This is a genomic window from Nocardiopsis sp. M1B1 (genome assembly GCF_052466615.1).
The window spans coordinates 63,661-85,872 of the sequence record NZ_CP196194.1 but is presented as its reverse complement, the minus strand read 5'-3'; the positions used below and the strand labels follow the sequence as shown (position 1 = coordinate 85,872).

Annotated in this window: 16 protein-coding genes, 1 tRNA gene and 3 rRNA genes; 8 read left to right on the top strand and 12 right to left on the bottom strand. The window is 67.8% G+C overall.

The window, feature by feature from the left end:
• Positions 1-34: 34 nt before the first annotated feature.
• Together ACSTA4_RS00335 and ACSTA4_RS00330 are read right to left on the bottom strand one after the other, a co-directional pair.
• The gene (locus ACSTA4_RS00335; RefSeq protein ID WP_444962023.1) at positions 35-955 is read right to left on the bottom strand and encodes a rhomboid family intramembrane serine protease; all 921 of its coding nucleotides are present in this window, start codon (positions 953-955) and stop codon (positions 35-37) included.
• A 37-nt stretch (positions 956-992) separates the two neighbouring features.
• Positions 993-1,517, bottom strand: coding sequence for a peptidylprolyl isomerase (locus ACSTA4_RS00330; RefSeq protein ID WP_444962022.1), 525 nt, complete (start codon positions 1,515-1,517; stop codon positions 993-995).
• A gap of 407 nt (positions 1,518-1,924) precedes the next feature.
• Between ACSTA4_RS00330 and ACSTA4_RS00325 the strand changes: the two genes are divergently transcribed.
• Positions 1,925-2,557, top strand: a complete 633-nt coding sequence (locus ACSTA4_RS00325) for a hypothetical protein (RefSeq protein WP_444962021.1) — start codon at positions 1,925-1,927, stop codon at positions 2,555-2,557.
• A 248-nt stretch (positions 2,558-2,805) separates the two neighbouring features.
• Here the strand turns inward: ACSTA4_RS00325 and ACSTA4_RS00320 are convergent, their stop codons facing one another.
• The 5 genes from ACSTA4_RS00320 to ACSTA4_RS00300 all read right to left on the bottom strand — a co-directional run bounded on the left by ACSTA4_RS00320 (position 2,806) and on the right by ACSTA4_RS00300 (position 6,535).
• Complete coding sequence (locus ACSTA4_RS00320) at positions 2,806-3,447, bottom strand: DUF1707 and DUF4870 domain-containing protein (RefSeq protein WP_444962020.1); 642 nt, start codon at positions 3,445-3,447, stop codon at positions 2,806-2,808.
• A gap of 241 nt (positions 3,448-3,688) precedes the next feature.
• The gene (locus ACSTA4_RS00315) at positions 3,689-4,135 is read right to left on the bottom strand and encodes a WhiB family transcriptional regulator (protein ID WP_444962019.1); all 447 of its coding nucleotides are present in this window, start codon (positions 4,133-4,135) and stop codon (positions 3,689-3,691) included.
• A gap of 904 nt (positions 4,136-5,039) precedes the next feature.
• Positions 5,040-5,112, bottom strand: a tRNA-Ala gene (locus ACSTA4_RS00310).
• Between the two features lie 259 nt (positions 5,113-5,371).
• A complete protein-coding gene (locus ACSTA4_RS00305; protein WP_014912962.1) occupies positions 5,372-5,494 on the bottom strand; it encodes a DLW-39 family protein in 123 nt (40 codons plus the stop codon).
• Between the two features lie 183 nt (positions 5,495-5,677).
• Complete coding sequence (locus ACSTA4_RS00300; protein WP_444962018.1) at positions 5,678-6,535, bottom strand: helix-turn-helix domain-containing protein; 858 nt, start codon at positions 6,533-6,535, stop codon at positions 5,678-5,680.
• Between the two features lie 784 nt (positions 6,536-7,319).
• On the opposite strand from ACSTA4_RS00300, the gene ACSTA4_RS00295 reads away from it, so the two are divergent.
• Positions 7,320-7,628 carry a hypothetical protein gene (locus tag ACSTA4_RS00295; RefSeq protein ID WP_047869472.1) on the top strand — a complete coding sequence of 103 codons (309 nt, stop codon included), beginning with the start codon at positions 7,320-7,322 and terminating at the stop codon, positions 7,626-7,628.
• 929 nt (positions 7,629-8,557) lie between these two features.
• On the opposite strand, the gene rrf is transcribed toward ACSTA4_RS00295, so the two are convergent.
• The 3 genes from rrf to ACSTA4_RS00280 form a co-directional block, all read right to left on the bottom strand.
• Positions 8,558-8,673, bottom strand: a 5S ribosomal RNA gene (gene rrf / locus ACSTA4_RS00290).
• 104 nt (positions 8,674-8,777) lie between these two features.
• Positions 8,778-11,875, bottom strand: a 23S ribosomal RNA gene (locus ACSTA4_RS00285).
• Between the two features lie 318 nt (positions 11,876-12,193).
• Positions 12,194-13,726: ribosomal RNA gene (locus tag ACSTA4_RS00280) — 16S ribosomal RNA — on the bottom strand.
• Together the 16S, 23S and 5S rRNA genes form the textbook arrangement of a ribosomal RNA operon.
• Positions 13,727-14,682: 956 nt before the next feature.
• Here ACSTA4_RS00280 and ACSTA4_RS00275 point away from each other — a divergent pair.
• The 3 genes from ACSTA4_RS00275 to ACSTA4_RS00265 all read left to right on the top strand — a co-directional run bounded on the left by ACSTA4_RS00275 (position 14,683) and on the right by ACSTA4_RS00265 (position 16,579).
• Entirely contained in the window at positions 14,683-15,303 is a 621-nt protein-coding gene (locus ACSTA4_RS00275) for a DUF6230 family protein (RefSeq protein ID WP_248772942.1), read from the top strand.
• A 71-nt stretch (positions 15,304-15,374) separates the two neighbouring features.
• Complete coding sequence (locus ACSTA4_RS00270) at positions 15,375-15,743, top strand: DUF6114 domain-containing protein (protein WP_444964311.1); 369 nt, start codon at positions 15,375-15,377, stop codon at positions 15,741-15,743.
• Positions 15,744-15,907: 164 nt separating this feature from the next.
• Entirely contained in the window at positions 15,908-16,579 is a 672-nt protein-coding gene (locus ACSTA4_RS00265; protein ID WP_444962017.1) for a hypothetical protein, read from the top strand.
• 141 nt (positions 16,580-16,720) lie between these two features.
• On the opposite strand, the gene ACSTA4_RS00260 is transcribed toward ACSTA4_RS00265, so the two are convergent.
• Positions 16,721-17,035, bottom strand: a complete 315-nt coding sequence (locus tag ACSTA4_RS00260) for a hypothetical protein (RefSeq protein ID WP_444962016.1) — start codon at positions 17,033-17,035, stop codon at positions 16,721-16,723.
• Positions 17,036-17,104: 69 nt separating this feature from the next.
• Positions 17,105-18,688: a molybdopterin-dependent oxidoreductase gene (locus tag ACSTA4_RS00255; RefSeq protein WP_444962015.1), complete on the bottom strand. Its 1,584-nt coding sequence runs from the start codon at positions 18,686-18,688 to the stop codon at positions 17,105-17,107.
• A gap of 134 nt (positions 18,689-18,822) precedes the next feature.
• On the opposite strand from ACSTA4_RS00255, the gene sigK reads away from it, so the two are divergent.
• The 3 genes from sigK (at position 18,823) to ACSTA4_RS00240 (ending at position 22,168) form a co-directional block, all read left to right on the top strand.
• Positions 18,823-19,428, top strand: coding sequence for an ECF RNA polymerase sigma factor SigK (gene sigK, locus ACSTA4_RS00250; RefSeq protein WP_444962014.1), 606 nt, complete (start codon positions 18,823-18,825; stop codon positions 19,426-19,428).
• Positions 19,425-20,150: an anti-sigma factor gene (locus ACSTA4_RS00245; protein ID WP_444962013.1), complete on the top strand. Its 726-nt coding sequence runs from the start codon at positions 19,425-19,427 to the stop codon at positions 20,148-20,150. The genes sigK and ACSTA4_RS00245 overlap by 4 nt, the downstream gene beginning before the upstream one ends.
• Positions 20,151-20,527: 377 nt before the next feature.
• Positions 20,528-22,168, top strand: a complete 1,641-nt coding sequence (locus ACSTA4_RS00240) for an AMP-binding protein (protein ID WP_444962012.1) — start codon at positions 20,528-20,530, stop codon at positions 22,166-22,168.
• The last annotated feature ends 44 nt before the right edge of the window (positions 22,169-22,212 follow it).

Genomic DNA, 22,212 nt, shown 5'->3' with positions numbered 1-22,212 from the left:
AGGAGGCTTCCTCCGGGCCCCGACCCCTCCGCCCTCAGCGGAGGATGATCAGCGGCGCCGTGGCCACCAGGGCCACGAGCAGGGCGGCGAACGCCGCCGCCAGCAGGACGTGCGTGACCGTACGGGCCCGGTTCCCGGCGGACTTTCCGGGCAGGTAGGCGAACACCGCGCCGAGCACGAGCCCGGCGACCAGACCGCCGATGTGCGCGGTCCACGAGATGTTGGGGACCACGAAGGTCAGCACGAGGTTGACCGCCAGCAGGACGCCGATCATGCGCAGGTCCAGGCGCAGCCGCCTGCCGATGACGAGCACCGCCCCGAACAGGGCGAAGATCGCTCCGGAGGCGCCGACTGAGAACTGGTTGGGCTCCGCCAGGAGGCTGAGCACCGATCCCGCGAGCGCGCCGAGCACCCACAGGGTCAGGAAGCGGACGTGTCCCAGCCAGCGCTCCAGCTGCGTGCCCAGCAGGTACATGGCGTACCCGTTGAACAGCAGGTGGAAGACGCTGCCGTGCAGGAACGCGGCCGTGAGGAGCCGGTACCACTCGCCCGGGATCACCCCGAGCAGGGTTCCGTCCTCGACCCGGCCGATGCCGAGCATGGCGAACTCCCAGACCAGCGGTGAGGCGCCTGCCTGCCCGATCGGGGTGGACGTACCCAGCTGGGCGAGGAACCCGGCCACCATCATGCCGAGGATCGTCCAGGTGACGTACGGCTTGGCGACGGCCCTGCCTCCGAAGGCGGTCCTGGCCCGGCGCACCCCGCGGTTCCCCTCCGAGACGCACCCGGGGCACTGGAAGCCCACGGACGCCTCGACCATGCAGTCCGGGCAGATCGGCCGCTCGCACCTGCTGCAGCTGACCCCGGTCTCCCTGTCGGGGTGGCGGTAGCAGGTGCGCGGGGCCGGGCGCTCCGGCTCCGGAGCCGCTCCGGACGGCGGTGGGGATGCGGTCATGGGCGGGTTCCTCCTCGGAGCCGGGGCGCCGTCACCGCTATCGGGTGATCTCGACGCTGTTGATCACCACGTCCTCGGTGGGACGGTCCTGGGAGTCGGTGGCGACCTTGGAGATCGCGGTGACCACGTCGTCACCCTCGACGACCTCACCGAAGATGGTGTGGCGGCCGTCGAGCCAGTACGGCTTGTCCACGGTGACGAAGAACTGCGAACCGTTGGTGCCGGGACCCGCGTTGGCCATGGCCAGCAGGAACGGGCGGTCGAAGCGCAGGTTCGGGTGGATCTCGTCACCGAACTTGTAGCCGGGGCCGCCGCGACCGGTGCCGAGCGGGTCGCCGCCCTGGATCATGAAACCGTCGATGACGCGGTGGAAGATCGTGCCCTCGTAGAGGCTGCTGTTGGAGGGCTTGCCCGTGGTGGGGTCCACCCACTGCTTCGAGCCCTCGGCCAGGCCGATGAAGTTGGCGACCGTCTCCGGCGCCTCCTTCTCGAACAGCCTGATGACGATGGTTCCCTTGGAGGTGTTCAGCCGCGCGGTGGGCTGAGCCGTGGAGTCGGACACCTACGTGCCTTTCGGTCGACTTCGTTTACGTGCTCACGTTACCCGTCCGTCCCCCGGGCTCGTCCTGGATCCGCCGCGGCCGCGCGGTGTCCGGGCAGCTCGCCCCTCCTCCGCCCGCGGCGCCCGGGACTCCATCCGCCTCGGGACGGACTCCTCCCTCACTCCGGGCGTCCGTTCGGAACCGGAGGGTGGTGACTCCTCCTCCCGGGCCCTCCGTTCGCGGCGGGCGGACAGGAGAAAAACCCTCGGCCGGTGTCGAAACGAAGATCACACCCGGAGAGGACGTATGTTGAGATAACACCCGGGTAACGGGTAAGGACGACGGAGGAACCATCCGTGTGGCGTCGAGCGTCGGCCGCACCGGGTGGAGACCGCAGAACCGGTGAACGACCGAAGGAGCTGACGACGTGCCTACCTCTTCCAAGCGACTCAAGGCACGCAAGAAAGAGACTGAGGCGAGCTTGGCTCGCCTGCAGGGCATGGCCCGGGAGAAAGCCCGGGAACAGGCCGAACGGCTGGGACCGTACGCCGACCAGGCACGCGACCAGGCCGCTCTGAAGCTCCTCCAGGCGCGCGGCTGGACCGCACCCCGGCTGGAGAACGCCGCGCTGCGCGTGGAGGACACCGTGGCTCCGCGGGTCGCCGAGGTGCTCACCGCGGCCGCCCACCGCGTGGACCCGAACCCGGGTCGTCGCGGGCTCATGCTGCTCCGGCGGGGCAACCGCCGGGTCCCCCGGGGAGTCCTGATCGGCGGCGCCGCCGTGGTCGGCGGCATCGTGGTGTACTCGCTGGTCCGCATGCGCCAGGCGGCTCAGGACGCCGAGTGGCAGGAGCACCTGGACCAGGCGCGCGACCAGGTCCGCGAGACGCGGGAGAACCTGGAGGAGCGGGCCTCGGCGACGGCGGACAAGGCCACGGAGGCCGCGGAGGAGACCGCCAAGGCGGCCAAGACCGCGAAGAACAAGACCAAGGAGACCGTTCGCACCGCCGCGGGCGAGAACCGGGCCAAGGAGAACGGCAAGCCCGGACACCAGGGCTGACCGCGGGAGCGACGAGAGACGGACAGCCGTGCCGTGCGGGGGAGACCCCGACCCCGGACTGGCTACCCTCCCTCCGCCGGGACGGATCCTTCCGTCCCGGCTTCGTCGTGTCGGGGGCGTGTCCGCGGGCGGGGTGCGCGTGGACCGAGGAGCCCGGCCCCGGGCGTCCGTGCGGTCCGCAGCGCGCGGCTCCGGGGCGTTCGGAGGCTGTTCCCCGACGCGCCCCCGGCCCGCCTCCGGCCGGGCTCTCAGGAGTCCTTGAGGACGCGCACGATGAAGGGGTAGCGCCAGTTGTTGCCCAAGAGGCTGGAGATGCTGGCGATGGCCGGGAGGATCGCCCAGCCCAGGGCGACCGCCAGCGTCACCAGCAGCGGCGCGACGAGCCAGAACAGGGCCAGGCTCGTGAGTCCGGCGATGACGCAGAAGAGCTGGAAGTTGAGCGACTCCATGGCCTGGCGCCGCACGTAGGGCGAGATCCTGTCGCTCACGAGGAGGAGCAGCAGGGGGGCGATGACGGGGAGGAAGTAGTTCCCCGCGTGCCCGACCGCGGCCACGACCCGGTCGACCGGGGTGCTCGGCAGGGGCTCACGTGAGTCCGCCTTCTGGCGGCCGCCCTGACCGGTGAACCGGCCGAAGGGGCCGGGGGCCGCCTGGGGCGTCCCCGCCGGGGTGACGCCCAGGTCCTCGGTGAGGGGGGCCAGATCGGCCCCGAACTTGGCCCGCATGGCCCTGTCGGTGCGCTCGTCGAGTTCCTCCTCGTCGAGCTGGCCGCGGCCGAAGGCCTCCTGGAGAACCGTGATCGCGGCGTCGCGTTCGGCGTCGGTGAGGCGGATCTGCGGCCTGGCCTGCGGTTCCCAGGGGCGCCTCGCCGGATACTGAGGGTCCTGCACAGCCACTCCCACTCCCAACGGCGACGGGAGTACGGCACGGATCGGCCGTACTCCCCTCATGATGCGCCATAGGAACGGCTACGGCTATCGGGGCCGTCCCTGATCCTCCCCTGATCCGGTCCTCCCCCTTTCGGTGGAGGCCGCATCGACTTTCGTCTGTGGCGGCCCGGCCGCCGGGCCGCCGGGCCGCCACGGCCCGGTGCCCCGGGTCGCTGGGGCTCCCCTCCCCGGGAGCCCGTCGTCACCTGGCGGCGACGGCGGAGGCGATCCGGGTCGGGACCGGCGCGACGGCCCTGGCCGGGTCCGCGACCGGGTCCGGGGCGGGAACCGACGCCGGTTCCGGAGCGGGGGAGGAGGTCAGGGCCGGGGCCTCGACCGGGCTCGGAAGGGACGGGGGCTCCTGCTCGGCCTGCTCCCGCTCGTACTGGCGCTCGGCGCTGGTGAGCAGCTCGTACCAGTTGGCGACGTCCTTGCGCCGGCGCAGCAGGGCGCGGCGCTCGCGTTCGGTCATGCCTCCCCAGACACCGAACTCGATACGGCTGTCCAACGCCTCCGCCAGGCATTGTGTCCGGACCGGACAGCCCCGGCAGATCAGTTTGGCGCGGTTCTGCGCAGCGCCCTGCACGAACAGCGCGTCCGGGTCGATCTCGCGGCATTTGGCACGGGCCGCCATCTTCTCATTCCACATGTTGCCCCACTCCCAAGATCAGCATGTGTGGTGATCGGAAATCCGCCGGCTGGCGCGACCGCCGGCGGGTGAGGAGAAGCGGGCCGATCCGAGGACGGTGTTACGAGGCCGGGCGGGGGCCGCCAGGCTCGCCTTCGGGGGTCGATCGTTTCGGCGCGCTGTCTTCCTCGTTGTCGCTGGTGTCGAAACTACGGTTCGTCCCAGTTCACCAACAGACCCCAAGAGGCCTATTTCTCATATGGCCCAGTAGGACCATTGCACTAAGGGGAAGTGTCATCATACACACACGCAGAGTAACTGCATATGGTAGAGGCGAGCCCGATGCGCGAAGACGTGAAGGCACCTCCCCGGCTTTCCATTACATGGGTGATGACCTGCGGATTCATAGTGCTGACACGGTGGGACCGGGTACCCGGGCGCGACCGGGCGAAGTGGACTCTGCGTCATCCATGTCATCCGAACGGGCTATACGGACCCCTCGGTCGTACGTACCGTGCGACCACACCCGCCCCCCATTTCCCACCTTGGCGGACGAACCGGGACTACCGATTAGTAACAAAATCAGTTGCGTGGACTTCGACGGCGGAAGGGCCTTTACGGGTCAGCGCGAAACGCCCATTCCGCTTTTTCGTGACGTATCTTCCAAGAGCCGCGCCGCCCGCGCGGAAGGGCCGGAAGGTCCTCCGTCGGGAGCACGACGAGGACCCGGCCGTGTCCGCGGACCCGGCGCCGCGTGAGCACCCGCGGTTCCCCGGAGCGCGGGGGAAGGGAGATCCCGGAGGCCTCCGGGGACGACGGGCACCGCCGCCACACGGCCCGCGTCCGGCCCGGCCGTCCGCAACGGAAAACGGGGACCCCCCGTAGGGAGTCCCCGTCACAACGCCTGTTCCGCGCTTTTCCTGGGTGGAGCCAAGGGGAGTCGAACCCCTGACCTCCGGTATGCAAAACCGGCGCTCTGCCAGCTGAGCTATGGCCCCATGAACCCGGGCGCGAGCCCTGGTCACTCTGGAGAGCATACCTTCATCGGAGGGCGGTCCCGCTCACCCGGCCGGGATCCCGCACGCGGAGCCACGGTTCGCAGCTCGGGAGCAGCACAAAGCCGTGGGTCGCACCTCGGGATCATCGGCCCACCCACGTCTTCGTGTCACTCACGAGCGGGCCGGGACGGCTCACGCCGGTCCCCGGTTCGCCCTGTGGAAGCCCCATGGCCGCTCGGGCGGCCAGGAGGTCCGTCGGTCAGCTCTCGCTGGCCGCCGTGGCCTCGGTCCACAGGTCGAGCTCGGCGCGGTCCGCCTGGATCTTGCGGTAGACGGCGAAAGCCCCGAGGGCCACCAGCGCCAGAACGATGATCTTCTTCACTGTCTGGACCCTTTCGTTAATCCGGTGCGTCAACGCGGGCTCCCGTCCGGGACGGGGGCTCCGCAGAGAACTTTATGAGGTTGTCACCAAGCAGACTAGCAAGCCGTCGGGAGCGGTCCCCGCCACAGTGGACCGATTTCCACCAACTTCTGCGCCCGATACGTGAGGAGCGCAGGCGGGACCTCAGGTCAGCAGTGCCATCCGGCGCAGGATACCCAGGCTGGCCTGCGGAGAAGCAGCGATCCGGGTGAGTTCGGACCACACCCGCTTGCAGGCCGCGACCGACTCCTCCGCCTCCACGATGGAGCCGCCCTGGGTGGCCTCGACATAGACCAGGGCCGCCTCGTCCTCGTCGAACTCCAGGACGGAGAAGGGCCCGGCGACGCCGGGGTGCGGGCCCGCCGAGGTCGGCAGGAGCTGGACCGTCACCCGATCGGAGCCCGTGGCCAGCTCCACGATGCGGCTGGTCTGCGCGCGCAGCAGTTCGCGGTTCCCGGACACCCGCTGGAGGGCGTCCTCCTCGACGATGGCGTGGTAGCGGACGAGGCCTCCGGAGGAGCCGAGGTCGGGGCCGCCGTGGTCCAGGACCTCCTGGCGCTTGAGGTAGGCGGCCACCATGCGTTCGACGGTGCGCTCGCCGTGGCCCAGGGCCCGCGCCACCGCCGCGGTGTAGTCGGGCACCTGGAGGAGGTCGGGGACGAGTATGCCCGCGTAGGCCTGCACGGAGACGGCGCCCGCCTCGTTGCCCACGTACGCGGAGGACAGGACGTCCTCGTACTCGGTCCACCAGGGACGCAGGCGCGACTCCCGGACGAGGGTCAGGATGGCCTCCCGCTGCCCTCCGGTGACGCCGTACAGGCGCAGGAGGGCGGAGATCTCCATGACCGACGGCCACTTGCGGATGCCGGTCTCGATGTGGCCGAGCTTGGCCGGGGACCACTCCAGCTCGTCCGCGACATCGCTGAGGGTCATACCCGCCCGTACGCGGTGGCGGCGGAGTTCGGCGGACAGCCGTCGACGACGGACCGTGGGACTGGCCATAACGATGATCCCATGACGCAGAGTGGCGGAGGTGTACCACCAGCGAAACACGCCACCTAGCATCTAGCAATGAGTTTCTAGAAAACAGCTGCCGATTCGATGCATTACGGAGGGCGGAAACCCGGGCGGTGGAACGGCAAACCCACCTTTCGTCATGAGGGCGGGGAGCGGGGGAGCCCTGGCGGGGGAGCGGGGGGAGAGTGGAGCGGGGTCGGAGGCGGACGAGGTCCCGGTGGGTGTGACAGGGGAGCGGAGCTGCGGAGGGAAACGGAACGGCGAGTGGCGGCGAAGGCCTGAGCGGAACAGCGGTGGGGGCGAGGACGAGTGGCGGCAAGGACGTGGAAGGCTGGAGGAGGAGGATGGAAGGGTGTTTCTCTGGGAACTTGAGGAACAGGAGCAACGGGAACAACAGGGGTAACAGTAATAACAAGCGCACCAGGCCAGTGCACCAGGAATCACATCGGCCGCCGGGTTCTGGGGCCTTCGTGAAATCCGGGTTCCCAGAACACGACCGAAACTCCGGGGAGGGTCGTGACCGCCGGTATGCCCCGGCTCTGTCGGCCTGTTCCGGGACCGCGATCCGGCGGACCCGGTGTCCTCGGCGGAGCGGTGAACGGCGAACTGAGAGCCGCGGTGCCCCAGAGGCGCGGTGATCGAAGAGATGGCAGGGGCGCCTGCTTACTCCTGTCCTGTATGTCTCACCTTGATGCCAGCGTGGAGAAACCGCGTACGATGCTTGAGGTGCCTGCTTCGGCGGGCGTAACCGTACACATAGAGGAAACCCATGAGCTACCCCATTGACGACGCCGAGCAGCTGATCGCGAACGCGGAGGCGGAGATGCCGCCGAGCACCCGCTCCCGTCTCATCGCGAAACTCCGGATGGGGAAGCACATCGACGAGGCCGCGGCCGAACTCGACGTCAGCCCGGCCCAGGTCTTCTCGACCGGCCGTATCCTCACGGCCTTCGGCGACCAGCTCGACTTCACGCTCACCGAGCAGCGTGACCCCTCCCTGCCGCACGGGACCGTCACCGGGTACAACAAGCGGTGCCGGTGCCCCGAGTGCCGGGGAGCGCTCCAGCAGCGCGTCTGAGGCGGTGTCGAGGGGGGTTCGGAGGCACCACCGGCGGCGGAGAGCAGCGGCGGGAGCGAACACCTGACCGGCGGGAGTCCGAACGGCGTGTCGATCGAACAGCCGACCGTTCCCGCGCCGCGTCCTGGTGTCCCGTACGTCTGGGCGCATCGCCGGGGGGAGCGGTCGGGGACAGGTTTCGGTTTCTTTCGGCCGGGGTCGTGCGTGTGATCCGGTAGGCCCTCCAGTCGATCCGGCAGGTCCTCCAGGCTTCCGAGGACCAAGCCGACCACCTGCGCTAACGGCTCGTTAACCGAGACTTCCCGAACCAATACGGCGAACACAGGCTTATCAGCCCCGGGTTGGGGAAAATCGCAGACCATGAACGAGTACGTGGACTGGTCGGCGATGAGCGAAGAAGACTTCTTTGCGCTGCTGCGGCAGCTCATCGACATTCCGGAAGCCGACGAGGACTAACCAGAGGCAGTCCCCCCGACGCGGGTCCTCCACCCTTCACCCCCAGGCGCACGACGAGGCCGTGACCGCGGTGCTCAGCGTGCGCCGCGAAGGGGCCTCCGTGACTCGCGCCTCCGTGTTGCGCTCCCCGGCGTGCCTGTCGTCGGGTCGGGCGAGGAGGACGAGCGCGCCCAGCGGCCGTCCGTGCCGCGACGAGAGTCCGTTCCTCACCTGGACGGCGCAGTAGGCGGAGGCTGCTATGTCCCGCCTCCCGGGTGCGGCGTCAGCCCGCGCGCCTCCCGACGAGGGGCTGGTGTGGGTTGTCCACAGCACGGAACAGGCTCTAGCCCTGCCCGGCCCGCATCCGGTTGACTGGAAACAAGGGGGGCCCACCCAAGCACCCACACCCCCACACGCCCACCCCCGCGTTCACAAACGCACAAACACCAGCAAAAAAAAGGGGGCCGCCCACAGGCGACCCCCTTCAAGAAAAACCGTGGCAGCGACCTACTCTCCCACCCCACCACAGGGCAGTACCATCAGCGCAAAGAGACTTAACGACCGGGTTCGGAAAGAGACCGGGTGTGACCCTCCAGCAATAACCACCACGGAAACCACACACCACCCACCCGACTCCACCCACCCCACAAGGGCAGGGAATCACAGCGAGCAGCAAGCTCCGTGAACAATGTGCGCGAACATCCAATTATCTGCAGCGGACAAGCCCTCGGCCTATTAGTACCGGTCAGCTCCACCCCTCACAGGGCTTCCACACCCGGCCTATCAACCCCATCGTCTATAGGGAGCCTTACCCTCTCAAAGGAGGCAGGAGACCTCATCTCGAAGCAAGCTTCCCGCTTAGATGCTTTCAGCGGTTATCCCTCCCGAACGTAGCCAACCAGCCATGCCCTTGGCAGGACAACTGGCACACCAGAGGTTCGTCCGTCCCGGTCCTCTCGTACTAGGGACAGCCCTTCTCAAGTCTCCAACGCGCACAGCGGATAGGGACCGAACTGTCTCACGACGTTCTAAACCCAGCTCGCGTGCCGCTTTAATGGGCGAACAGCCCAACCCTTGGGACCAACTCCAGCCCCAGGATGCGACGAGCCGACATCGAGGTGCCAAACCATCCCGTCGATATGGACTCTTGGGGAAGATCAGCCTGTTATCCCCGGGGTACCTTTTAGCCGTTGAGCGACACCGCTTCCACACGCCGGTGCCGGATCACTAGTCCCAGCTTTCGCTCCTGCTCGACACGTCCGTCTCACAGTCAAGCTCCCTTGTGCACTTACACTCAACACCTGATTACCAACCAGGCTGAGGGAACCTTTGGGCGCCTCCGTTACTCTTTGGGAGGCAACCGCCCCAGTTAAACTACCCACCAGACACTGTCCCCGAACCGGATCACGGTCCAAAGTTAGATGCCCGAAACAGTCAGAGTGGTATTTCACCAACGCCTCCACCGCCACTAGCGTGACAGCTTCACCGGCTCCCACCTATCCTACACAAACCATCCCAAACACCAATGTCAAGCTATAGTGAAGGTCCCGGGGTCTTTCCGTCCTGCTGCGCGAAACGAGCATCTTTACTCGTAGTGCAATTTCACCGGGCCCATGGTTGAGACAGTGGGGAAGTCGTTACGCCATTCGTGCAGGTCGGAACTTACCCGACAAGGAATTTCGCTACCTTAGGATGGTTATAGTTACCACCGCCGTTTACTGGCGCTTAGATTCCCAGCTTCGCAAGGGTAAACCCCCACTAACCAGTCCTCTTAACGTTCCAGCACCGGGCAGGCGTCAGTCCGTATACAGCGTCTTACGACTTCGCACGGACCTGTGTTTTTAATAAACAGTCGCTTCCCCCCGCTATCTGCGACCCCACCCAGCTCAGGATGCAAGATCCGTCACCAGACAGGGCTCCCCTTCTCCCAAAGTTACGGGGACAATTTGCCGAGTTCCTTAACCATGGTTCACCCGAACGCCTCGGTATTCTCTACCTGACCACCTGCGTCGGTTTAGGGTACTGGCCACACACGAACTCGCTAGAGGCTTTTCTCGACAGCATGGGATCACTCACTTCACCAAAAACGGCTCGGCATCACGTCTCAACCTTCATGGTGTGCGGATTTGCCAACACACCGGCCTACACGCTTACCCCCGGACAACCACCGCCGGGTAGAGCTACCCTCCTGCGTCACCCCATCACTTACCTACTACAAGCTCGGTTCCCAGACCAACAACCAACCTCAACCCGAAGGTCGAAGAAGGAGTCAGCGTGGTTAGCATCACCTGATTCAGTACTGGACGCTCGTGCACGGGTACGGGAATATCAACCCGTTATCCATCGACTACGCCTGTCGGCCTCGCCTTAGGTCCAGACTCACCCTGGGCGGATTAACCTGCCCCAGGAACCCTTAGTCAATCGGCGGCAACGTTTCTCACGTTGCTTTCGCTACTCATGCCTGCATTCTCACTCGCACGCCCTCCACCACACGATCACTCGGCAGCTTCACCGGACGCACGACGCTCCCCTACCAACCCAAGAATCTAGTCTTGAGCTTCACAGCTTCGGCGGTGTGCTTTAGCCCCGCTACATTATCGGCGCAGAACCACTTGACCAGTGAGCTATTACGCACTCTTTAAAGGATGGCTGCTTCTAAGCCAACCTCCTGGTTGTCTCAGCAACTCCACAACCTTTCCCACTTAGCACACGCTTAGGGGCCTTAGCTGATGATCTGGGCTGTTTCCCTCTCGACTACGAAGCTTATCCCCCGCAGTCTCACTGCCGCGCTTCACTTCACCGGCATTCGGAGTTTGTCTGACGTCAGTAACCTTGTCGGGCCCATCAGCCAAACAGTAGCTCTACCTCCAGCAAGAAACACGCGACGCTGCACCTAAATGCATTTCGGGGAGAACCAGCTATCACGGAGTTTGATTGGCCTTTCACCCCTACCCACACCTCATCCCCCAGGTTTTCAACCCTGGTGGGTTCGGGCCTCCACGAGGTCTTACCCCCGCTTCACCCTGGACATGGGTAGATCACTCCGCTTCGGGTCCACAGCATGCGACTCAAACGCCCTATTCAGACTCGGTTTCCCTACGGCTACCCCACCCGGGTTAACCTCGCCACACACCATGACTCGCAGGCTCATTCTTCAAAAGGCACGCCATCACCAAACACGAAGTTCAGCTCTGACGGCTTGACAGCACACGGTTTCAGGTACTATTTCACGACCCCTCACCGGGGCACTTTTCACCTTTCCCTCACGGTACTAGTGCACTATCGGTCACCAGGACGTATTTTGGCTTAGCAGGTGGTCCTGCCAGATTCACACGGACTTTCACGGGCTCCGCGCTACTCGGGAATACATCCAACACCTAGGTTCTTCCTACACCTACGGGACTCTCACCCACTCCGGTACCGCTTCCCAACGGTTTCAGCTACAAGAACCACTCAGCGCTCTGGATCGGCAGACCCAGACAGACGCATCCCACAACCCCGCAAACGCAACGACTGCCGTCTATCACACGCCTACGGTTTAGCCTCTTCCCCGTTCGCTCACCACTACTAGGAGAATCACTGTTGTTTACTCTTCCTACGGGTACTGAGATGTTTCACTTCCCCGCGTCACCACCAACCACCCTATACATTCAGATGGCGGCAACCCGACACAACTCGGGCTAGGTTTCCCCATTCGGACACCCACGGATCACAGCTCGGTTGACAGCTCCCCGTGGCCTATCGCGGCCTCCCACGTCCTTCATCGGCGCCTGGTGCCAAGGCATCCACCGTGTGCCACTATCACTTGGCCACTACAGATAATAAGATGCTCGCGCACACTATTCACAAATCAAAACACCAACCGCATACCCCAACACCACTCACATCCTCAGCCACAACGGCAAGGAACCGAGAGTTCTCAGAGGCGGTCCGCGGGAACCAACACCCACTCCAAACCGGAGCAGAGGTTGTTTCCTCAGACACCCAACAGCGCGCCCCCGGACGCTTCTAGTCGCCCGAGGTCAAGTTCGATTCGTCTTTGAGCCATCCTGGATACTGCACGCAGCACCAGGTCCACTTTCGAGTCCGGCCGGCTGTAGAAGTAATGCCGACCTGTAAAGACTCCTTAGAAAGGAGGTGATCCAGCCGCACCTTCCGGTACGGCTACCTTGTTACGACTTCGTCCCAATCGCCAGCCCCACCTTCACTCACTCCCTCCCACAAGGGGTTAGGCCGCAAGTTTCGGGTGTTGCCGACTTTCATGACGTGACGGGCGGTGTGTACAAGGCCCGGGAACGTATTCACCGCGGCGTTGCTGATCCGCGATTACTAGCGACTCCACCTTCATGGGGTCGAGTTGCAGACCCCAATCCGAACTGAGACCGGCTTTTAGGGATTCGCTCCACCTTACGGTATCGCACGCCCATTGTACCGGCCATTGTAGCATGTTTGCAGCCCAAGACATAAGGGGCATGATGACTTGACGTCATCCCCACCTTCCTCCGAGTTGACCCCGGCAGTCTCCCATGAGTCCCCACCATTACGTGCTGGCAACATGGAACAAGGGTTGCGCTCGTTGCGGGACTTAACCCAACATCTCACGACACGAGCTGACGACAGCCATGCACCACCTGTCACCCGCCAACTAAATGACCTCACATCTCTGCGAGTCCACGGGTGATGTCAAACCTTGGTAAGGTTCTTCGCGTTGCGTCGAATTAAGCAACATGCTCCGCCGCTTGTGCGGGCCCCCGTCAATTCCTTTGAGTTTTAGCCTTGCGGCCGTACTCCCCAGGCGGGGCGCTTAATGCGTTAGCTACGGCGCGGAAACCGTGGAAAGTCCCCACACCTAGCGCCCAACGTTTACGGCATGGACTACCAGGGTATCTAATCCTGTTCGCTCCCCATGCTTTCGCTCCTCAGCGTCAGGTAAGGCCCAGAGACCCGCCTTCGCCACCGGTGTTCCTCCTGATATCTGCGCATTTCACCGCTACACCAGGAATTCCAGTCTCCCCTACCTACCTCTAGCATGCCCGTATCCACTGCAGAACCGGAGTTAAGCCCCGGTCTTTCACAGCAGACGTGACACGCCGCCTACGAGCTCTTTACGCCCAATAATTCCGGACAACGCTCGGACCCTACGTATTACCGCGGCTGCTGGCACGTAGTTAGCCGGTCCTTATTCCCCACCTACCGTCAACCCGAAGAGAACTTCGAGCCTGCGTTGGTGGTAAAAGAGGTTTACAACCCGAAGGCCGTCATCCCCCACGCGGCGTCGCTGCGTCAGGCTTTCGCCCATTGCGCAATATTCCCCACTGCTGCCTCCCGCAGGAGTCTGGGCCGTGTCTCAGTCCCAGTGTGGCCGGTCGCCCTCTCAGGCCGGCTACCCGTAATCGCCTTGGTAGGCCGTTACCCCACCAACAAACTGATAGGCCGCGAGCCCATCCCTGACCGAAAAACTTTCCACCCTCCACCATGAGGTGGCGGGTCGTATCCGGTATTAGACGGCGTTTCCACCGCTTATCCCAGAGTCAGGGGCAGGTTGCTCACGTGTTACTCACCCGTTCGCCGCTCGTGTACCCCGAAGGGCCTTACCGCTCGACTTGCATGTGTTAAGCACGCCGCCAGCGTTCGTCCTGAGCCAGGATCAAACTCTCCATAAAGGTCACTCAACCCAACCCGCGTCCCCCGGAGGGTCCGTTCGGGCGGGTAAACCTAGAAGTAATCCTGACCAACCGGGTTACCCCGGCTAATCAAAGGAACCTCCGCACACGAACCGGGATGGTTCTGCGTGACGGGGCCAAAACAAACATGGCTTAAAGAAAATCAAACACGCGCTGTTGAGTTCTCAAGAAACAACCGCTCTTCGTGTACAAGCTGCTGTGAGCTTTTCCGCCGAAGGCGTTGTGCGTTTCCGCTTTGTTGTGTCTTTACTTTATCAGGTGTTCCGCGCCCCGCCAAATCGGCGGTTTGTGGTGTTTCTGATCGGGGTAAAGCCCGTTTCCTGTTTCGCTTCCGTGTTTCCTTGGAAGCGCCTCCCGAAGCCTAGCCGATGAAGAGCAGTGCTCGAACCGGTTCGGTTGAGAGGAGGAGGGTTGTCGCCGGACCCGGTCCGGTTCCGAGTCGGCCCGAGGGCCGCTCGCCGTCCCGTGGCGACTCGGAGAACACTACCCCCCTCGTGAACACCGAGCAAACCGCAGCCCACGTGTCGCCGCTCACACATCGACCCACGCGCGCACCCGGGCACGGACACGGGAGCAGCCACCGACGACTCACCCGGTTGAGAAGACGGGCGCGGAAGAACGCTCACCGGAATGACAAAGAGCGCTCCCCGACAAATGCCGCGCCGCGCCCCCGACAAGCACATTCGCACGTTCGCGCAGCTCAGGACAGCCGCCAACAGTGCCATACCCGTGTTTGGCGTGAAAATCGGAAAAGGCGGGAAAGTTCGGAGAACACCCTTGAAATCCCCTCGGATGCAATACATGATGTGCAGCGTTACCGGAACGGACTCTGGTCCGGCGCCCCGACAGGCGGGGACGACCGCGACCAGGCCGCGTGCCGAAGGTTCGGGGGGACGGCAGGCGCAGCGCGGCCATGCACACACGGAAGGACACGCATGGACACCACATCCCCCGACACCCCCGAGAGCCACACCAGCTGGAAGCGCTTCGCGCTCTTCTCGATCCCGGCGGGCGTGGCCGTGGGCGGCATCCTGGTCGCCATGGCCCAGGGCGCCCTCGCCGCCTCCTTCACCGTCTCCGGTCAGGACTTCAAGATCTCCGCGGAGGAGCTGAACGGCGAGGGCTTCGTCCAGTACGGCTGGCTGGACCAGACGGTCCGCGAGGAGGCCGTGCCGGTGGCCGTCGCCGGGATCCGGGAGGCCGAGATCCAGGGGCTGTGCCAGTCGGTCCTGACCGAGTTCCCCATCGTCGGGCAGATCTCGCTCCGGCTGACCGCCGGTGACCAGGGCACCCCGGTCGTCGCGGAGAACCTGGTGATCGACATGTCGCAGATGGACGGCAACGCCTCCTTCGAGAACATCGAGATCGGCCGCGACGCGGGCACCCTCGACCAGGGCCCGGAGGGGTCGCGGGGGTTCAACGACCTGTTCGGCATGCAGTCCGACACCATCGTGATCGAGGACCTGGAGCAGACGGCCAGGGCCGCCAGCGCCGGGACCTTCCGCCTCTCCGGCCTGAGCCTGGGCATCAGCATGGGGGACGACGAGTGCTTCTGAAGCCGTCGCGGAGCGCGGGTGCGCGCTGGCGCGGATGGCGCAAGCGCCGCCCCTTCGCGGGAGGGCTCCTGATGATCCTCTCCGGCGCCGTCATGGCCTCGCTCGTCGCGATGCCGGTGGAGCTGATGATCCAGACCGGTGTCGGCGGGGTCTCCTCGCTGATGTTCGGCGGCATGCTCGCCGTTCTGGGCCTGGTCACCTGGTTCACCCCGAACCAGCACGTCATCACCGGTTCGCTGGCGGGGTTCCTCGGTCTGGGCGCGCTCATCCTGTCCAACCTGGGCGGTCTGGTGGTCGGCACCCTGCTGGCGCTGGCCGGTGGCGGTCTGGCCTTCTCCTGGCGGCCGGTCGCCCGGCCGCCCCGGCGGAGGGGAAGAGGGCGGAGGCGCCGGGAGGAGGAGGGCGCGGAGGCCCCTCCGGACCCCCGCGCCGGGGACTGAACCGGCCCCCGTACCACCGGGGACACGCGCGGAGAGCGTCACGGGCCCGTGTGTTCCCGGAGGCCACAGGAAAACCACGTCTACCGATTCGGCGCGTACAACCCCCCGACCCCGCCGTGCGGCGCATCCGTGTGCCGTCCGGCCGTCACACACAAGGAGTACCCATGTCGGTTCCGCGACCGATATCCCCCGCCCGCGCCCTCCTGGCGACGGCCGCGGCGGTTGTCTTGGCCCTGGCCTGGGGCGGCAGCGCCTCCGCCCAGCAGGGCCCGACCACGGTGACGCCCGCCGGGGCGGCCTTCGAGGCCGCCTTGAGCGGCAGCGCCACCTTCACCGCCGGCGGCGTCGTGGTGACCTGCGACGCGTCGTCCACCTCTCCGGGCAACGGGAACAACCTGGTTCCCGCGGCTCCCGGCAACCACAACCCCGGCGGCGCGGTCTCCTCGACCATCAACGCGCCGGGCTTCACGGACTGCTCGACCAACGTCCCCTTCGTGTCCGCGACGGTCACCGTGGCCGACCCCGTGTGGGAGATGACCATGCAGCACGGGTCGCCGACCGTCGGCACCATGGTGATCCCCGCCGGGGGCATCGTGGTGAACACGAGCGGCCTGGCCTCGTGCACCGCGACGGTCAGCCCTGACGCGCCCGCCGCCATCGGCGGCACGTGGACCAACGGTTCTCCCTCCTCGACCCTGGCCTTCGACACCGCGGCCCCGGTCGAGGTGACGGGCGGGTTCGGCTGCCCGACGAGCGCGACGGAGGCCCCCTTCAGCGCGGTCTACGAGGTGACCAACGCCGACGACCCGTCCTCACCCATCACAGTGACCGGCTAGCTCCCACCGACCGTGGCAGCTGCCCGGGGCCGCCGCGCGGTGCGCGCGGCGGCCCCGCCGAGGCGCCCGGTGCCCCAAGCGGCGGGGGCGGGAGCGGCGACCGCCAGCCCCCGCCCCCGCCGCGGGTGCGAAGGGAGCGCCCTACATCCCCTCGTCCTCCATCTCCATGTCCTCGTCCATGGGTTCCTCGGACATCTCGTCCATGGACTCCTCGGACATCCCCTCCTCCATGGACTCCTCGTCCATCTCGTCCATCGGCTCCTCGGACATCTCCCCCTCCATCGGCTCCTCGGACGCCCCTTCCTCCATGGGTTCCTCCGACATCTCCTGGCTCTCCACGGTGTCGCCTTCCCCAGCGGCACCGTCGTTGCACGCCGCGAGGCCGAACGCCGCGACGAGGCTCAGCGCCCCGGACGCGAGAAGCCGGTTGAGCCGTCCCCTGGTGATCGTGCGCATGTCGTCCTTCTCCTTCGTGATGGGTGGACCGGACCGGTGCGGCCCGGGGGTCTGCTGTGGCGACCGGGTTCAGGCCACGGTCACGGTGACGGTGTGGTGGCCGGTCGCCCCGTCGGGAGCGACCGGCGCCCCTACGCGGGTCTGGGTGACGCCGTCGCGGTCGGTGGCGCGGACCGAGATCCGGTGTTCGCCGGGTTCGGCGTCCCAGTCGAGGACCCACTGCCGCCACGTGTCGGCGCTGTCCTCCTCCGCGAGCCGGGCGGGGGTCCACGGGCCGTCGCCGACACGCACCTCGACCCGGTCGACGCCGGTGTGCTGGGCCCACGCCACCCCGGCGACCATGACGCGACCGGGCCTCAGAGCGGCGCCGTCCCGGGGCGTGTCGACGCGGGACTGGGTCTTGACCGGGCCGCGCTCGGACCAGCCGCGGGGCACCCAGTAGGCGTCGAAGGCGTCGAACGTGGTCAGCTCGATGTCGGTGATCCACTTGCAGGCGGACACGTATCCGTACAGGCCGGGGACGACCATGCGGACGGGGAACCCGTGCTCGTAGGGAAGCGGATGGCCGTTCATGCCGACGGTGAGCAGGGCGTCCCTGCCGTCCATGACGTCGGCGACGGGCGTGCCGATGGTCATTCCGTCCTGTGAGCGCGCCACGAGCTGGTCGGCCGGGCCGCCGTCCGCGGGGGGACGGACGCCGAGCTCGGCGAGGAGGGCGGCCAGCGGCACGCCGATCCAGCGCGCGTTGCCGACGTAGGGTCCGCCGACCGGGTTGGACACACAGGCGAGGGTGATGTCGCGTTCCCTGAGCCCGGGGTGGTCGAGCAGGTCGGTGTAGGTGAACACCCGTTCCCGTTCGACCCCGAGGCCGTGGACGCGCAGGGACCACGCGGCGGCGTCGACGCGCGGTACCGACAGCGCGGTGTCGATCCGGTAGAAGTCGACGTTGGGCGTGAAGAAGGACGAGAGTCCGTCCAGCTCCAGGTCGGCTCCCTCGGGGAGCGGGGCGGCCCGGTCCGCGGGGCGCGGGATCACCACGTCCGCGGGGGTGAGCCGGGCGGTGGGTGAGGACGCGGTCAGGAGGCGGGCGCCGACCCCCGCGCCCGCGGAGGCGGCGGCCGCGGCTCCGGCGAGCAGGGCGAACCGGCGCCGGTCGAATCCGCTGCCGTCCGCTGTCCCGGTGACCGGGTTCGCGGCGTTTCCCTTGGGAGTGGCGGCGTGGACCAGCCGGAGCAGGACGACGACGCAGACGGCGCCGCCCGCCAGGGTGGGCAGCGCGTCGAGCGGGCCGCTCGCGGGGCGGGTGAGCACGGCGGCCAGGCCCACGGCCGTGAAGACGGTGACGCCGACCGGTCCGACGGCCCTGCGCCATGCGCAGGCCGCGCCGAGGAGGGCGGCCGCCGTGGCCAGGAGGAGGGCGGTCCCCAGGAGGAGGGCGGGTTTGTCCGCGGTGCCGAACGTGTCCACGGCGAACTGCTTCACGGGCGGCGGGGCCAGGTCGACGACCGCGTCCCCGACGGCCAGCAGGGGTGTGCTGGCGGGGAGGGACAGAGCCGCCGCGACGACCTCGGCCACGGCCAGCGCGGACGCGGCGGCCACGAGTCCGGCGAGCGCGGCCGGTCCCCGGCGGGTGCTGCGTGTGGTGTCGGGCATGCCCCCGGTTCGGCGCCGGTCCGGAGGAGGCGACGGCAATGCTCATAACGGGTGCATAACGTACGCCAGGCTGGAGTCGCCGGGCTCCCTCCGGTACCGAATGCGGGGGGAGGTCGGAGAAGAGGTGGTGGCCGATGGAGCGTACGGCCGAGTGGGACCGGGGAGAGCCCGGTCTCCCCGACGAAGCGGAGGGCGATCCCCTGGCGCGGCTCCTCCAGCAGACCGCGACGGGTGATCTCGCGGCCTTCGAGGGGGTCTACCGGGAGCTGTCGGGCCGGGTGTTCGGGATCGCCCGGCGGGTGGTGCTGGACGAGGCCCAGGCGGAGGAGGTCTGCCAGGAGGTGTTCCTGGAGGTCTGGCGGACCTGCTCCCGCTACGACCGGTCGAGGGGGAGCGTGGCCGCGTGGGTCCTGACCATCGCGCACCGGCGGGCCGTGGACCGGGTGCGCTCGGAGCAGGCGGCGTCGTCCCGGCTCGCCGCCGCCGGGCGCCTGGAGTCCGGGGCGACGTCCCCGGACGCGGTACCCGACCAGGTCGAGCACCGTCTGGAGCGGGAGAGGGTGCGCAGGTGCCTGCACGGGCTCACCGAGGCCCAGCGCGAGGCGGTCCGGCTCACGTACTACACGGGATACACGCAGCGGCAGGCCGCCGACCTGTTGGAGGTTCCGTTGACCACGGTGAAGGGAAGGCTGCGCGACGGCCTGATCCGGTTGCGCGACTGCCTGGGGGTGGGCGTGTGAACGAGGCGGACGTGCACGGGCTGACGGCGGGGTACGCGGTCGACGCCCTGGAGCGTGAGGAGGCCGAGGCCGCGGAGCGGCACCTGGCGGCGTGCGAGGACTGCCGCCGCGACCTGGCGGACTTCCGGGAGACCGCGCTGCTCCTGGCCGCCGCCGAGACGCGGGAGCCGCGTCCGCGGGTGTGGGAGGCGATCCGCTCGGACGCCCTGCGGACCCGGCAGTTGCCGCCCGCCGCGCAGCGGCCCGCGGGCGCCCGGGTCGTGCCGCTGCGCGGTCGGGCCCGCTGGCTTCCGTGGACCCTGGCGGCGGCGTGCGCTCTGGTCGCGGTGGTGCTGGCGGGTTCCCTGGTGTCCGTGAGTCAGCGGTTGGAATCCCAGACCCGGCACGCGGCGGAACTGGAGGCGCTGCTCGCGGCCTCCGACACGAACATGATGGAGGCTCCGCTCGGGGACGCGCGGGCCACGGTCTTCGCCTCCTACGAGAAGGACGCGGCGGTGCTGATGGTGGAGGGACTGCCGTCGGCTCCGTCCGGGATGACCTACCGGATGTGGTGGGCGGACGAGGGCGGTGTGCGCCCCGCGGGAACGCTGGAGCCGTCGGCGGAGGGCAGGCACGCGGGGATGGCCGACGACATGGGGCACCCGGACGAGCTGCGCGTGTCGTTGGAGGCGGAGGCGGGGAGCGCGGAGCCGACCGGTGAGCAGATGGTCATCGACATGTGAACCGGGCGGGTCTCGTACTCCTCCCGCGGGCCGGAGCCCGTGCGCGTCGGCCGGTGGACCGGGCGGGGTCCCCTCGGCTCTCGGAAACCGTGCGCGGCGGGCGACGCCGCCCGGGACGGGGAGGAACGCCGCCGGGCGGCCGGGGTTCGCGGGCGCCCGGTGCGCGCGGCGGCCCGCCGCGGTGCCCGAGGGGTTCCCGCGCACCCGTCCTTCGTACGGGGGTGACAACCGCGCGCCGGCGGGGACTCATCCGGGGACGGAGAAACGGCGGGGGTTCCTCGCCTACGGTCGCAGTACTTCCGGGGAGTCACGCGGCGAAGGCTCCCCGGTGAGGCGCGGAACGCTTCGCCCGTCCCCGTCGGCCCCTCGGAGACACCATGGCGCCCAACGCCGAAGGCCCGCCCGCCCCCTCCCGCACGCGACACGTCCTGGAAACGGTGCGGGTGCTCGTCCGCGCCGGTGTGCTCAGCCCGGGACGCCCCGACAGGGTCGTCCGCCAGCTCCGCGCGCTGCGCGTGTGGGGCGCCACGATCGCCGGGGGCTACGCCGCCGCGAACGAGCGCGTGCCCGACGCCGTCGCGGTCGTCGACGAGCGGGGTCCCACGACCTTCCGGGAGATGAACCTGCGCGGCCGCGAACTGGCCCGGGACCTGCGCCGCACGGGTGTGGGCGCGGGTGCGCGCGTGGGCGTGCTGTGCCGCAACCACAGCGGTTTCGTGCAGACGATGGTGGCCTGCGGGCGTCTGGGAGCCGACACCGTGCTGCTGAACACGGGGCTGTCGTCGGGCCAGCTGGCCGCGACCGTGCGGGACAACGGGGTGTCGGTGGTCGTCGCCGACGCCGAGTTCGAGGGGGTGTGCGCCGAGCTCGGTCCCGGTGTCGTGCGGGTGACGGCCTGGGGTGAGCCCTCCGACGGGGGCCCGGGGCTGCCGTGGCGGGCGCGGGAGGTCTCGGAGGCCGATCCGGAGCCGCCGGAGCGCCCCGGTCGGCTGGTCGTGCTGACGTCGGGGACGACGGGCACGCCCAAGGGGGCGCGAAGGCCCACTCCGAGGGGTCCGCAGGACGCGGCGTCGGTGCTGTCGCGCATCCCGCTGCGCTCCTCGGACCGCATCCTGGTGTCGGCGCCGATCTTCCACACGTGGGGGCTGGCGGGCGTGCAGCTGGGCATGTCGATGCGGGCGACGCTGGTGACGAGGCGGCTGTTCGAGCCGGAGGACGCGCTGCGCACGGTCCAGGAGGAGCGGTGCACGGCGCTGTTCGCGGTGCCGGTGATGCTGCGGCGGATCATGGACCTGCCCCGGTCCACGCGCGAGCGGTACGACACGTCGTCGCTGCGGATCGTGGCGTGCAGCGGCTCGGCGATGAGCCCGCAGCTGATCACGGGCTTCATGGACGCGTTCGGTGACGTGCTCTACAACCTGTACGGGTCGACCGAGGTGTCGTGGGCGACGATCGCGACGCCCGGGGAGATGCGGCTGTCGCCGACGACGGCGGGCCGTCCGCCCCTGGGGACGCGGATCGCGGTCCTGGACTCCGGCGGGGCGGAGGTGCCTCCGGGGACGGAGGGGTCGATCCACGTCGGCAACGACATGCTCTTCGACGGCTACACGGACGGTCGGAGCAGGAGGGTCGCGGACGGGTTGATGGAGACCGGCGACCGGGGTCACGTGGACGCGAGCGGGCTGTTGCACGTGGCGGGGCGGGACGACGACATGATCGTCTCGGGCGGGGAGAACGTGTTCCCCCGGCCGGTGGAGGAGGCGATCGTGACGCTTCCGGAGGTGCGTGAGGTCGTGGTGACGGGTGTGCCCGACGAGGAGTTCGGGCAGCGGTTCGCGGCGTACGTGGTGCCGCACGAGGGCCGGGGAGTGGACCCGAACCGGGTGCGGATGCACGTGCGGCGGGTGCTCGGGCGGTTCTCGGTGCCGCGCGACGTGGTGGTCGTGGACGAGCTGCCGCGCAACGCTACGGGCAAGGTGGTCAAGCGCCTGCTGCCCCGCCGGGAGGAGCGCGGATAGACCGGTGGGGGTCCTCGTGCCCGCCCGGCCGGACGCGCGGGTGC

Excerpts from the sequence above, each read along its gene's own strand:
- ACSTA4_RS00335 (WP_444962023.1), bottom strand. The coding sequence starts at position 955 with ATGACCGCATCCCCACCGCCGTCCGGAGCGGCTCCGGAGCCGGAGCGC.
- ACSTA4_RS00315 (WP_444962019.1), bottom strand. The coding sequence starts at position 4,135 with ATGTGGAATGAGAAGATGGCGGCCCGTGCCAAATGCCGCGAGATCGAC.
- ACSTA4_RS00300 (WP_444962018.1), bottom strand. The coding sequence starts at position 6,535 with ATGGCCAGTCCCACGGTCCGTCGTCGACGGCTGTCCGCCGAACTCCGC.
- ACSTA4_RS00295 (WP_047869472.1), top strand. The coding sequence starts at position 7,320 with ATGAGCTACCCCATTGACGACGCCGAGCAGCTGATCGCGAACGCGGAG.
- ACSTA4_RS00275 (WP_248772942.1), top strand. The coding sequence starts at position 14,683 with ATGGACACCACATCCCCCGACACCCCCGAGAGCCACACCAGCTGGAAG.
- ACSTA4_RS00270 (WP_444964311.1), top strand. The coding sequence starts at position 15,375 with ATGATCCTCTCCGGCGCCGTCATGGCCTCGCTCGTCGCGATGCCGGTG.
- ACSTA4_RS00265 (WP_444962017.1), top strand. The coding sequence starts at position 15,908 with ATGTCGGTTCCGCGACCGATATCCCCCGCCCGCGCCCTCCTGGCGACG.
- ACSTA4_RS00260 (WP_444962016.1), bottom strand. The coding sequence starts at position 17,035 with ATGCGCACGATCACCAGGGGACGGCTCAACCGGCTTCTCGCGTCCGGG.
- ACSTA4_RS00255 (WP_444962015.1), bottom strand. The coding sequence starts at position 18,688 with ATGCCCGACACCACACGCAGCACCCGCCGGGGACCGGCCGCGCTCGCC.
- sigK (WP_444962014.1), top strand. The coding sequence starts at position 18,823 with ATGGAGCGTACGGCCGAGTGGGACCGGGGAGAGCCCGGTCTCCCCGAC.
- ACSTA4_RS00240 (WP_444962012.1), top strand. The coding sequence starts at position 20,528 with ATGGCGCCCAACGCCGAAGGCCCGCCCGCCCCCTCCCGCACGCGACAC.